Raw genomic sequence first — 12053 nt, forward strand, 5'->3', positions numbered from 1 at the left:
GATGTCTGGGGTGGCGACGGCGCGCGCGAAGGAGGACCGGACCGCATTGGCGGACCGCGTCTACGACGATCTGCTGAGGGCGATCGTCACGGGGGAGCTGAGCCCCGGGGCGTGGCTCAAAGAGCGCGAGCTGTCGGAGCGCTTCGACGTCTCCCGCATCCCGGTGCGGCAGGCCCTGCAGCGTCTCGAATCCGAGGGGTTCGTCGTGACGACCCCGAACCGCGGAGCGAAGGTGACGCCGGTCACCCGCGCCGACATCGAGGACCTGTTCGACGCCCGGCTGTGCATCGAGCCGTTCGCGGTGCGCCGCGCCGCCGAACGCGTGCGCGACGGCGAACCCAGCGACCGGCTGCGCGAGGTGCTGGATCAGGCGCTGCATCCCCGCGAGCACGCGGAGCTCGGAGCGGCCAACCTGCGCTTCCACGTCGAGATGGTCCGGCTCTCCGGCAACAGCCTGCTGCTGCGCAGCCTGACGCCGATGATCGGCCGGATGGAGTGGATCTTCCGTCTCACGCAGAGCGCGCTCGAGCGTGAGCACGCGATGGAGCACCAGCAGCTGTTCGACTCGATCGCCGCTGGGCGGCCGGAGTTGGCCGCCGCGCAGGCCTTCGCTCACATCGAGTTGGCGCGTGAGCCGCTGATCGCCGCGCTCGCCGACATCCTGGAGTGGTGATCAGCTCCGGCGCGACCCGGTCGGATCGTCGCGATGGTCGCCGGTCGTGACCAGTGAGGCGTCGGCGAACATCCACCGCGGGCGGGGCTCGATGAGCGGACGGAACACCGTGCGCACCGGGCGGGACGACAGCAGCAGGGTGATTCCGACGGACAGGATCGTGATCAGCGGCAGCCAGAACCAGGTGGGGTCGAGGCCGCGCAGCACACCTGATTCCCGGAACGGGTACAGCACGAACGAGTGCAGCAGATAGACGTACATCGTGTACTGGCCGAACCGGGTCCACCAGCGGGTGCTGCGTGGCACCAGCGCGAAGAACGCGGCACCGAGGACGATGGCCAGGCACATCAGCACCAGGCGCAGGCCGCCCGCCCACCACTGCTCGCCGCCGAGATCGGCGTAGGAGTCCTCGTAGAAGAACCAGTGCCGCAGGTCGATCTGCTGCCACAGCGGCAGCCAGCGCCAGCACACGAACGCCCACAGTCCCAGGACCGCGACCGCCGCGACCCGCACCCACCATGGGCGGCGTTCGACGAGCTGGAGGCGCCGGACCACGTCTCGTTCGCGCAACCACCATCCGAACGTGAAGAAGAACATCAGCCCCAGCGTGCGGGACAGTGAGAACGTGCTGTTCACGTTTCCGAGGTAGCCCACGCCGATCGAGATCGCGAGCGCCCACAGCAGCGGCCAGCGCAGCAGCGCGAGGTACGGCAGCACCAGGCGGAAGATGCCGAGGGCGAGCAGGAACCACAGCGTCCACGACGGCTGGGTGAGATTGGGGTTCGCCTCCCCCTCGACGAGCCACTTCGTCAGCGTCCACAGCAGCTCGAAGACGAGGTAGGGCAGCAGGATGTCGGTGATCACCCGAGCCATCTGCCGCCGGGTCGGGCTGGTCGATTTCGAGAAGTAGCCGGAGATGAGCGCGAACGCCGGCATGTGGAAGGCGTAGATCCACAGATAGAACGCGTATGCCACGTCGGAGTCGTAGATCAGGCGCTGTGTCCCGTGGCCGAGCACCACGAGCACGATGCACGCGAACCGGGCGTTGTCCCAGAACGGCACCCGCCGCCGCGGGCGAGGGACGGGGCCGGTGGCCGTCGGCGGCTGCTGCGCGGGACTGCTCATGGATCGAGGGTACCGGCGGGAATAATGTTGTGCCTGTCGCGTTGGATCAATTACATTCACATGAATAGAGCGGATGCCCACCGGCATCCCGATCGGAGAGAACCATGAGCGAGCACAGCGCGATGCAGTTCGGCATCATGTCGGTCAGCGACATCACGCAGGACCCGACCACGGGTGTCACGCCCAGCGAACGCGAGCGCATCCAGGCGACGCTGACGATCGCCAAGCACGCCGAGGAGGTGGGTCTGGACGTCTTCGCGATCGGTGAGCACCACAATCCGCCGTTCTGGTCCTCCAGTCCCACGACGTTCCTCGCGGCCGTCGCCGCGCAGACCGAGCGCCTGATCGTCTCCACCTCGACCACGCTGATCACGACGAACGACCCGGTGCGCATCGCCGAGGAGTACGCGATGCTGCAGCACGTGTCCGGCGGACGTATGGACCTGATGCTCGGCCGCGGCAACACCGGCCCGGTCTACCCGTGGTTCGGCAAAGACATCCGTCAGGGTCTGCCGCTCGCGATCGAGAACTACGCGTTGCTGCACAAGCTGTGGCGTGAGGACGTCGTCGACTGGGACGGCAAGTTCCGCACCCCGCTGCAGGGCTTCACCGCCACGCCGCGACCGCTCGACGGCGTCGCTCCGTTCGTGTGGCACGGCTCGATCCGCACCCCCGAGATCGCCGAGCAGGCCGCGTACTACGGCGACGGGTTCTTCGCCAACAACATCTTCTGGCCCAAGGAGCACTACCAGCGCCTCATCGAGCTGTACCGCCAGCGGTATGCGCACTACGGCCACGGCACCCCGGAGCAGGCGATCGTCGGTCTCGGCGGCCAGGTGTTCATGCGGGCGAACTCGCAGGACGCGGTCAACGAGTTCCGCCCCTACTTCGACAACGCCCCGGTGTACGGCCACGGTCCGAGCATGGAGGACTTCACCGAGATGACGCCGCTGACGGTGGGCTCGCCGCAGCAGGTCATCGACCGGTACGCCGCGATGCGCGACCACTTCGGCGACTACCAGCGCCAGCTGTTCCTGATGGACCACGCCGGCCTGCCGCTGAAGATCGTGCTCGAGCAGCTCGACATCCTCGGCAGCGAGGTGGTGCCGGTGCTGCGCCGTGAGCTGGCGCGCAACCGACCGGCATCCGTGCCCGACGCGCCGACCCACGCCGCCCGTGTGAAGGCGGTCTACGGCGACGGCCCGTCGCGCGAGGCGCGGCCTGCGCCCAACCGTGGCGACAACCTCACGGCCGGCTCGCCGTACCAGGACGCGCCGGCGACGGCATCCGGCTCGGCGTTCGGCGCCGCCGCCAGCAGGAAGGGAGCCTGACATGACCGAGCGCAGGATCGCCGTCGTCTCGGCCGGCCTGTCGAACCCGTCGTCGACCAGGATGCTGGCCGACAGGCTGGCGGCGGAGACCGCCAAGGCCCTCATGCAGCGCGAGGTGCAGGTGAAGGTGGACATGATCGAGCTGCGCGACCTCGCGCACGACATCACCAACAACCTGCTCACCGGCTTCGCCCCACCGGCACTCGAGGAGGCGATCAACCGGGTCGTCTCCGCGGATGCCGTGATCGCGGTCACCCCGATCTTCTCGACGAGCTACTCCGGCCTGTTCAAGTCGTTCATCGACGTGCTCGACCCCGATGCACTCACCGGCAAGCCGGTGCTGATCGGCGCGAACGCCGGAACAGCACGGCACTCGCTGGCGATCGACTACGCCATCCGCCCGCTGTTCACGTACCTGCACGCGGAACCCGTGTCCACCGGCGTGTTCGCCGCCTCCAGCGACTGGGGCGCCAGCGCCGACGACGTGGCACCGCTCAGCGCCCGCGTGGAACGTGGCGCACGCGAGCTGGCAGAGGCGATCCTCCGCCGTGAGCCCGCCAAGGACGCCGACCCGTACGACCCGGCGACCTACCTCGGCGAAGGCCGGTCGTTCGGCCACCTGCTCGGCGGTCTCGCGGGGGAGTGAACCCGTCCACCCGGCCGGCTGACAGCGGCCGGCCGGGTGCGGGATGATGGTCGGCATGGACATCGCCGTCGCGGGAGGGACCGGGGTTGTCGGATCCCGGATCGTGAGGATCGCGCAGGCCCGCGGGCACGCCACTCGAGCGCTGAGCCGCAGCGCCGGCGTCGACGTCCGCACCGGCGTCGGCCTGGAGGGCGCGCTGCGCGGAGCGGATGCCGTCATCGACGTGCTGAACATCGAGACGCTCAGCGAGAAGGCAGCCACCCGGTTCTTCCGCACCGCCACGTCCAACCTGCTGGACGCCGAGGGCAGGGCAGGGGTCGAGCATCACATCGCTCTGTCCATCGTCGGCGTCGACCGCGTGCCGCACGGCTACTACGGCGCCAAACTCGCCCAGGAGGGGCTCGTCGCCTCGCACGCCGTCCCGTGGACGATCCTGCGAGCCACGCAGTTCCACGACTTCGCCGCCCAGATGCACGCGCGGCTCGCGTTCGGGCCCGTGCACCCGGTGGCGCACATGCGCACGCAGCCGGTCGCCGTCGACGAGGTCGCCGCGCGGCTCGTCGATCTGGCCGAGGGCTCGCCGCAGGGGCGGGCGCGTGACCTCTCCGGACCGCAGGAGGAGGACCTCGCCGACATGATGCGGGCGTGGGCCCGGCGCAGCGGCGGGCGAGGCTGGATGCCGCGGATCCGCGTACCCGGCGCCTTCGGTGCGGCGATGCGGGACGGCAGCCTGCTCCCCGGGCCGGATGCCGAACGCGGGCGCGTCACATTCGAGGAGTGGCTGGCGGCGCAGCCCGTGGGCTGAAGCGACCGCCTGCCGCTCTGACGCTCAACCGCTCTTGCGACGGAACTCGCGCTTCATCTGCGGGGCGTGGGTGGCGTGTACGGCGGAGTCGCCGTCGAGGTGGGCCTCGCCGTTGCGGTTGCGTGCGTTCTTCTTGTCGAGCGCTTCCTTGAACTTGCGCTTCATCTCGTCGGAAGAGACTGCCTTGTCTTCGCTCATGGCGTCAGCCTAGCCCGGATGCCGCGCCGTGTGCGCCGATCGCAGCGAGTGAATCGGATCACAGCGGGGTGCGCCGACGCAGGGCCAGATCGAGCAGCAGACCGATGCCGACGGCGACCGCCACCGACACCAGGATCGCCGGGACCGGGCCGCCGGGGACCACCGCCGCCACGACGGCACCGATCGCCGCCTGGTATGACGCCCAGCCCAGCGCCGCGGCCCCGGCCAGGGCGAGATAGCGCGCCGGGTGCATTCGTGCCACACCGGCCACGAGGTTCACCGCGAGCCGGGCGAACGGCACGAACCTCGCGGTGAACAGCACCGTCGCCGCGCCGCGCTCAAGGCGCGCGTGCGCCCAGGCGAGCGCGGCGCGCACCCTCGCGGCACGCATCCAGCGCCAGCGGTCCACGCCCGCCAGGCGGCCGAGCAGGTAACAGGCCACATCACCGAGCCACGCCGCGCCGGCCGCGACCGCGATCACCGCCGCGAGCCGTCCCGCGCCGTGCGGGAGGGCGAGAGCGCCGAGCGCCGTCACGGCGATCTCACCCGGGACGACCACCAGGAACGCGTCGCCCAGCACGAGCGCGGCCATCACAGCGAGCCCCCACGGTCCGGTCAGAACGCTCAGCACGGGTTCGGGCAGCATGAGGCCACTGTGCCCCGCCGAGGTGAACATCAGCGGTCCGGAAGCTGGCCGGTGACCGGCATCCGTTCGTCCGGTGAACTCTTGGCGAAGCCGCCGCCCACGGCACCGCTCGTGCGTGCACTCCGGGGGATCCTGGCAGCGTGAGAGTGGCGATCGTGACCGAGTCCTTCCTCCCGCACATGAACGGCGTGACCGGGTCGGTGCTGCACATCCTGCGGCACCTGGAGCGGGCCGGCCATGACGCGCATGTGATCGCCCCCGCCGCGCGCGACATGCCGGTGCGCTCCGGCGCCGCCCGGGTCGAGCCGGTCGCCTCCCTGCCGCTGCCGGGTTACCGGCATGTCAGGGTGGGCACGTCGTCGACGAACAGGGTGACCGAGGCTCTGCGCCGGTTCGAGCCGGATGTCGTCCATCTGGCGTCGCCGTTCGCGCTCGGCTGGCGCGGGGTGCTCGCCGCCGAGCGTCTCGGCATCGCCTCCGTCGCGGCCTATCAGACCGACGTCGTCGCGTACACCAGCCGCTACGGGGCCGCGGTGACGCGCTCGTTCGCCGAGGCTCACATCGGCCGCCTGCATCGGCGCGCCACCCTCACCCTCGCGCCGTCGACGCAGTCCGAGGCGCAGTTGGCGCGTCTGGGTGTCGACCGCGTCCGGAGGTGGGGCAGGGGAGTGGACGCCGAGCGCTTCCACCCCGATCGACGGTTGCAGGCCTGGGTGCACCGCGCGGACGGCCGGACGGTCGTCGGCTACGTCGGACGGCTCGCGCCGGAGAAGCAGGTGGAGGACTTGGCCGCACTCGCCGCGCTTCCCGGCATCCGTCTGGTCATCGTCGGCGACGGCCCCGCCCGGCCGCGGCTGGAGACGCTGCTGCCGGATGCCGTCTTCCTGGGGCACCTCTCGGGTGCGACGCTCGCCGAGACCATGGCATCCTTCGACATCTTCGTGCACCCGGGGGAGAGCGACACCTTCGGACAGACGCTGCAGGAGGCGCACGCCAGCGGGGTGCCCGTCGTCGCCACGGGGCGGGGCGGCCCGCTCGACCTCGTCAGGATGGGCGTCGACGGATGGCTGTACCGCCCCGGCGACCTCGACGACCTGCGGATGCGTGTCGCCGACCTCGCCGGCGACACGCGCAAGCGCCAGGCGTTCGGACGCGCCGGCCGAGCCGCCGTCGAGGATCGCTCCTGGGACGTCGTGTGCGACGAGCTGCTCGGGCACTTCGAGGATGCGCGCCGGCTGCACGGGATCGACAGCCGGATGCGACGTCCGCGCACGCCGCGCCCGGAGCTGCCGCGGAGTGAGCCCAGACGACCGTGGCAGCGGTACATCGCCCTCGGCGACTCGCTCACCGAGGGGTTGTGCGACCCCGCGCCGGACGGTGCGCTGCGCGGCTGGGCCGACCGGCTCGCCCTGCTGCTGTCCGCGGATGCCGGGCTGCACTACGCGAACCTCGCCGTGCGCTCGCAGCGGGTGGGCGGGGTGTGCGGCGACCAGCTGCGCCGAGCGCGCGAACTGCGGCCCGACCTGGTGTCGATCCTGGTGGGCGCGAACGACCTGGTGCGGGTGCGCGCCGATCTGGACGCGCTCGTCGCGGAGTTGGAGGCCGGCGTCGTGCAGCTGCGCGAGGATGGCGCCGACGTCGTGCTGGTCACACCCTTCCTGCCTCGTCGCGTGGAGTCGGCGTTCTTCGCGCGGCGGTTCGCGGACTTCGCCGGCGAGCTCGCGCGAGTCGCATCCCGCACGGGCGCGATCCTGGTGGACACCGACCTGCATCCGCAGCTGGGGGAGCGGGCGAACTGGGCGGAGGACCTGGTGCACCTCTCCAGCCGCGGCCACCGGCTGCTCGCCTACCTGGTGGCCGAGCGACTGGGCGTCCCGCACGCGCAGGCGCTGGGCGCACTCGACGAGGTGCTGCACGAGCACGAACGGCTCACCCGCCGGCTGTGGTGGCGCCGGCACGCCTTGCCGTGGATGTGGCGCCGACTGCGGGGGAGGGTCGCCGGCGACGGGCGCTCGGCGAAGCACGGCGACTACGTGTACATCGGCCGATCGAATGTGCACGATCCGGCCGCCGCGCCGTCTTGATGGACTCGGGGTCTTCGGCCGCCCAGGTGCCCCCTGCTAGGCTGGATGCGGTTGCCTGTGGCATCCGTCAACTGCATACAGGCTGACACGGAGCGGTCGGCTGAGAAGCTGGTCCCCTGTGGTGGGTTCCTCGTCGCACACGGCGCCGGGTGATCTTCTACTGGTGGCCAGCGCAGGCGAGATTCGCGGGAGTGCCCGCGCGCTTATATCTGTCCGCATCCGCTCCTTCGCACCTACTCGCGCACCATACGGGTCCGCGAGCCTAAACAAAGAAGGAGAGACCTCTTGGAAGGTCCTGAAATCACCGCCACCGAGGCCGTTCTCGACAACGGCCGCTTCGGCACCCGCACCGTCCGGTTCGAGACGGGTCGTCTCGCGCAGCAGGCGCAGGGCGCCGTCGCCGCGTACCTCGACGGCGAGACCATGCTTCTGTCGGCCACCAGCGCCTCGAAGCACCCGCGTGAAGGGTTCGACTTCTTCCCGCTGACCGTCGACGTGGAGGAGCGCTCCTACGCCGCCGGCAAGATCCCCGGCTCGTTCTTCCGCCGCGAGGGCCGTCCCTCCACCGAGGCGATCCTGGTGTGCCGCCTGATCGACCGTCCGCTGCGTCCCTCGTTCGTCGAGGGTCTGCGCAACGAGGTCCAGATCGTCATCACCGTGCTGTCGATCGCGCCGGGCGAGTTCTACGACGCCCTCGCGATCAACGCCGCATCGGCGTCGACCCAGATCTCGGGCCTGCCGTTCTCCGGCCCGATCGCCGGCGTGCGCCTGGCGTTCATCCCCGGTCACGGCGAGCACGCCGACCAGTGGGTCGCGTTCCCGAACGCCGAGCAGGTCGACCAGGCCGTGTTCGACCTGGTGGTCGCCGGTCGCGTCGTCACCAAGTCGGACGGCTCCGAGGACGTCGCGATCATGATGGTCGAGGCCGAGGCCACTGAGAACAGCTGGAACCTCATCAAGGCCGGCGCGACCAAGCCCAACGAGGACATCGTCGCGCAGGGACTCGAGGCGGCCAAGCCGTTCATCTCGCAGCTGGTGAAGGCGCAGGCCGAGCTGGCCGCCACCGCCTCGAAGGAGCCGGGCGTCTACCCCGTCTTCCCGGCGTACAGCCAGGAGGTCTACGACTTCGTCGCCGGCCGCGCCTACGACGAGCTGGTGAACGTCTACCAGATCGCCGACAAGCAGGAGCGCCAGAGCGCCGACGACGCGATCAAGGACCGCGTCCGCAACGAGCTCATCGAGGCGACCGAGGCCGGGAACCTCCCGGCGGCGGCGCCGCTGGAGTTCGCGGCCGCGTACAAGTCGGTCACCAAGAAGATCGTCCGCGGGCGCATCCTCACCGAGAACGTCCGCATCGACGGCCGCGGCCTTGCCGACATCCGTCCGCTCGACGCCGAGGTGCAGGTCATCCCTCGGGTCCACGGCTCGGCGATCTTCCAGCGCGGCGAGACCCAGATCCTGGGCGTCACCACGCTGAACATGCTCAAGATGGAGCAGCAGATCGACTCGCTGTCGCCCACCACGAGCAAGCGCTACATGCACCACTACAACTTCCCGCCCTACTCGACCGGTGAGACCGGCCGTGTCGGGTCGCCGAAGCGTCGTGAGATCGGGCACGGCTTCCTCGCCGAGCGCGCCCTCGTGCCGGTGCTGCCCAGCCGCGAGGAGTTCCCCTACGCCATCCGCCAGGTCTCCGAGGCCCTCGGGTCGAACGGTTCGACCTCGATGGGCTCGGTGTGCGCCTCGACTCTGTCGCTGCTGAACGCGGGTGTGCCGCTGCGCGCCCCCGTCGCCGGCATCGCGATGGGCCTGGTCTCCGACGAGGTCGACGGCGAGACCCGCTACGCGGCGCTGACCGACATCCTCGGCGCCGAGGACGCCCTCGGCGACATGGACTTCAAGGTCGCCGGCACCAGCGAGTTCGTCACCGCGATCCAGCTGGACACCAAGCTCGACGGCATCCCGTCGTCGGTGCTGGCGGGTGCCCTGACCCAGGCTCGCGACGCGCGTCTGACCATCCTGAACGTCCTGAACGCCGCGATCGACTCGCCGGACGAGATGGCGCCGACCGCGCCGCGCGTCATCAGCGTGCAGATCCCGGTGGACAAGATCGGCGAGCTGATCGGCCCGAAGGGCAAGACGATCAACGCGATCCAGGACGAGACCGGCGCGCAGATCTCCATCGAGGAGGACGGCACTGTGTACATCGGCGCGACCGACGGCCCCTCGGCCGAGGCCGCCCGCGCCCAGGTGAACGCGATCGCCAACCCGACCAACCCCGAGGTGGGCGAGCAGTTCCTCGGAACCGTCGTCAAGATCGCGACCTTCGGCGCGTTCGTCTCGCTCCTGCCCGGCAAGGACGGCCTGCTGCACGTCACCGAGGTGCGCAAGCTCGCCGGTGGCAAGCGCGTCGAGAACGTGGAGGACGTGCTCTCGGTCGGACAGAAGATCCTCGTGAAGATCACGAAGATCGACGACCGCGGCAAGCTGTCGCTCGAGCCCGTGCTCGACGACGCCCCCGCCGAGGGTGAGCAGGTCGCTGAGAGCGCCGACGCCTGATCCGCAGGGATGCCGGTGAACCGGCGTCCCTGAAACCGGGGCCCGGACCGCCTGCACACGCGGCCCGGGCCCCGTCGTATCCGATGTGACCCAATCGTTATACGATCATCGCCGCACCCCGCCGATCCCGTCGGGCCCGAGCCCGATCGTCACCTACCCTCGGAAGTACGCACCTCGGGGTGCGTCAGCGGGGATCACGGGGGTGAGGATGCGTCTGTTCGGCGTAGGCACGGCAGCGGATGCCGAGCGCGCCGCCGACCCGCGCGACGAACACCCCTCCGCCCCGATCCCGGTGGTCGGACCCGGCGTCGGCGAGGGCATCCGCGTCGCACTCGGCGAGACGGGACACGCGGTGTTCCCCCTGATGCTCGGCGCCGCCGAGTTCGGCTGGAACGTCGACCTGGAGACGAGTCACGGCATCCTGGATCGCTACCTGGAGTACGGCGGAAACGCCGTGCACACCGCCGACGGCTTCTCCGGCGGGCGCAGCGAACACATCATCGGACAGTGGCTGCGCAGCAGAGGCGCACGCGACCGCGTCGTGCTCGGCGTCAGGGTCGGTGCGCACGCCGACAACCCGGGCCTCGGCTCGGTGAACCTGGTCCGTGCCGTCGAGGGGTCGCTCACCCGTCTCGGCGTCGAACGGCTGGACGTGCTGTACCTGGATGCGACGCTGGATCGCACCACCAACCTCGAGGACACCCTCGCCACCGTGGAATGGCTGCGCGAGGCAGGCAAGATCTCGTCGGTGGGTGCCTTCCGTTTCACCGCCGAGCGACTGGTCGAGGCGCGCATCCTCGCCTCCGCCGGGTACCCCCGCATCGAGGTGCTCGACGAGCCGTACAACCTGCTGCGCCGTGACGGCTTCGAGGGGGATCTGCGCCTGGTCGCCTCGGCGCAGAGCCTCGCCGTGACGCCGTCGCACGCGCTCGAGCACGGGTTCCTGTCCGGGCGCCACCGACGCAAGGGACAGGCGTCAGGAGTGCGCGGGCAGCAACTCCGTGAGCACATCAACCGGCGCGGCATCCGGGTGCTGCGCGCCTTGGATCTCGTCGCCTCCGAACTGGGCGTCCCGGTGGCCGCCGTCTCGATCGCCTGGCTGCTCGCGCAGCGCACCGTCGTCGCGCCGATCGTGAACGCGTTCGCCGCCGCTCACGTCGAGGAGCTCGTGCAGGGAGCGGGGGTGAGCCTGTCGCGGGCGCAGCTGGCCGAGCTCACCCGCGCCGGCGTCTGACGCGCCGCGCATCGCTCCTTCGCGCTCCGCACCGGCGTGTGTCATCCCGCCGGGCGCGCCGTGGCACGTGACCTAAGCTGGAGGAGCCCCCATGCGGCGGCGACGAAGCGAGCAGGGTTGTGACGCACTACATATATCTGGTCAGACACGGTGAACATCAGGACGCCGAGCACGGCGTCGACGACGGACCCCTCTCGCCGCGAGGGCAGCGTCAGGCGGAGCTGATCGCCGACCGGCTCTCCGGTCTTCCGTTGGAGGCCGTCTGGCATTCGCCGCTGCTGCGGGCCACCGAGACGGCGAAGGCGATCGCCGCCCGGCTCCCGTCCGTCGACCCCGAGCCGTCCGCGCTGCTGTTCGACTGCGTGCCCACCGGAATGACCGAGGACACGCCCGCAGCGTATGAGCCGTTCTTCGGCTCGGTGACCGAGGCGGAGATCGACGCGGGGCGCGCGCAGATGGCGGATGCCGTCGGCGAGTTCCTCACCCGCCGTCACGGCGACGTGCACGAGGTGCTCATCACGCACAACTTCGTGATCGCGTGGTTCGTCCGCGAGGTGCTGGGCGCCCCGGACTGGCGCTGGATGACGCTGAACCAGGCGCACTGCGGCCTGACCGTCATCGCGCAGAAGCAGGGGCGACCGTGGACGCTGCTGAGCCACAACGACCTCGGACACCTGCCGATGGAGCTGCGCACCGGTCTGCCAGACATCGTCGCGGTGTGACGCGGCCTCACCCGGACCATGTCCGCTGCG

General features: G+C 70.4%; 11 protein-coding genes. 8 read left to right on the forward strand and 3 right to left on the reverse strand.

Annotation, left to right across the window (positions count from 1 at the left end):
- Nucleotides 1-10 precede the first annotated feature (10 nt).
- Complete coding sequence (locus RIF65_RS09310; RefSeq protein WP_309065248.1) at nucleotides 11-673, forward strand: GntR family transcriptional regulator; 663 nt, start codon at nucleotides 11-13, stop codon at nucleotides 671-673.
- Here RIF65_RS09310 and RIF65_RS09315 read toward each other — a convergent pair whose 3' ends face one another.
- A complete protein-coding gene (locus tag RIF65_RS09315; RefSeq protein ID WP_309065249.1) occupies nucleotides 674-1798 on the reverse strand; it encodes an acyltransferase family protein in 1125 nt (374 codons plus the stop codon).
- Between the two features lie 104 nt (nucleotides 1799-1902).
- On the opposite strand from RIF65_RS09315, the gene RIF65_RS09320 reads away from it, so the two are divergent.
- From RIF65_RS09320 to RIF65_RS09330, 3 genes are read left to right on the forward strand one after another with little or no spacing between them, the layout of a single operon-like run.
- The gene (locus tag RIF65_RS09320) at nucleotides 1903-3129 is read left to right on the forward strand and encodes an LLM class flavin-dependent oxidoreductase (RefSeq protein ID WP_309065250.1); all 1227 of its coding nucleotides are present in this window, start codon (nucleotides 1903-1905) and stop codon (nucleotides 3127-3129) included.
- Between the two features lies 1 nt (nucleotide 3130).
- Nucleotides 3131-3775 (forward strand): FMN reductase, encoded by a 645-nt coding sequence (locus tag RIF65_RS09325; RefSeq protein WP_309065251.1) that lies wholly within the window; start codon nucleotides 3131-3133, stop codon nucleotides 3773-3775.
- A 55-nt stretch (nucleotides 3776-3830) separates the two neighbouring features.
- The gene (locus RIF65_RS09330; protein ID WP_309065252.1) at nucleotides 3831-4580 is read left to right on the forward strand and encodes an SDR family oxidoreductase; all 750 of its coding nucleotides are present in this window, start codon (nucleotides 3831-3833) and stop codon (nucleotides 4578-4580) included.
- 24 nt (nucleotides 4581-4604) lie between these two features.
- On the opposite strand, the gene RIF65_RS09335 is transcribed toward RIF65_RS09330, so the two are convergent.
- Nucleotides 4605-4778, reverse strand: a complete 174-nt coding sequence (locus RIF65_RS09335) for a DUF5302 domain-containing protein (RefSeq protein ID WP_309065253.1) — start codon at nucleotides 4776-4778, stop codon at nucleotides 4605-4607.
- Between the two features lie 58 nt (nucleotides 4779-4836).
- Entirely contained in the window at nucleotides 4837-5424 is a 588-nt protein-coding gene (locus tag RIF65_RS09340; protein ID WP_309065254.1) for a DedA family protein, read from the reverse strand.
- A gap of 155 nt (nucleotides 5425-5579) precedes the next feature.
- Between RIF65_RS09340 and RIF65_RS09345 the strand changes: the two genes are divergently transcribed.
- The 4 genes from RIF65_RS09345 (at nucleotide 5580) to RIF65_RS09360 (ending at nucleotide 12023) form a co-directional block, all read left to right on the forward strand.
- Nucleotides 5580-7508, forward strand: a complete 1929-nt coding sequence (locus RIF65_RS09345; RefSeq protein ID WP_309065255.1) for a glycosyltransferase — start codon at nucleotides 5580-5582, stop codon at nucleotides 7506-7508.
- A 285-nt stretch (nucleotides 7509-7793) separates the two neighbouring features.
- Nucleotides 7794-10067 (forward strand): polyribonucleotide nucleotidyltransferase, encoded by a 2274-nt coding sequence (locus RIF65_RS09350; protein WP_309065256.1) that lies wholly within the window; start codon nucleotides 7794-7796, stop codon nucleotides 10065-10067.
- 208 nt (nucleotides 10068-10275) lie between these two features.
- A complete protein-coding gene (locus RIF65_RS09355) occupies nucleotides 10276-11301 on the forward strand; it encodes an aldo/keto reductase (protein ID WP_309065298.1) in 1026 nt (341 codons plus the stop codon).
- A 119-nt stretch (nucleotides 11302-11420) separates the two neighbouring features.
- Nucleotides 11421-12023, forward strand: a complete 603-nt coding sequence (locus tag RIF65_RS09360; protein WP_309065257.1) for a histidine phosphatase family protein — start codon at nucleotides 11421-11423, stop codon at nucleotides 12021-12023.
- Nucleotides 12024-12053 lie beyond the last annotated feature (30 nt).

The organism is Microbacterium sp., from assembly GCF_031180975.1.
In the GTDB taxonomy this organism is placed as follows: domain Bacteria; phylum Actinomycetota; class Actinomycetes; order Actinomycetales; family Microbacteriaceae; genus Microbacterium.

Bases quoted from the DNA above. Each gene is read 5' to 3' on its own strand.
- RIF65_RS09315 (WP_309065249.1), bottom strand. From the start codon at position 1,798: ATGAGCAGTCCCGCGCAGCAGCCGCCGACGGCCACCGGCCCCGTCCCT.
- RIF65_RS09320 (WP_309065250.1), top strand. From the start codon at position 1,903: ATGAGCGAGCACAGCGCGATGCAGTTCGGCATCATGTCGGTCAGCGAC.
- RIF65_RS09325 (WP_309065251.1), top strand. From the start codon at position 3,131: ATGACCGAGCGCAGGATCGCCGTCGTCTCGGCCGGCCTGTCGAACCCG.
- RIF65_RS09330 (WP_309065252.1), top strand. From the start codon at position 3,831: ATGGACATCGCCGTCGCGGGAGGGACCGGGGTTGTCGGATCCCGGATC.
- RIF65_RS09335 (WP_309065253.1), bottom strand. From the start codon at position 4,778: ATGAGCGAAGACAAGGCAGTCTCTTCCGACGAGATGAAGCGCAAGTTC.
- RIF65_RS09340 (WP_309065254.1), bottom strand. From the start codon at position 5,424: ATGCTGCCCGAACCCGTGCTGAGCGTTCTGACCGGACCGTGGGGGCTC.
- RIF65_RS09355 (WP_309065298.1), top strand. From the start codon at position 10,276: ATGCGTCTGTTCGGCGTAGGCACGGCAGCGGATGCCGAGCGCGCCGCC.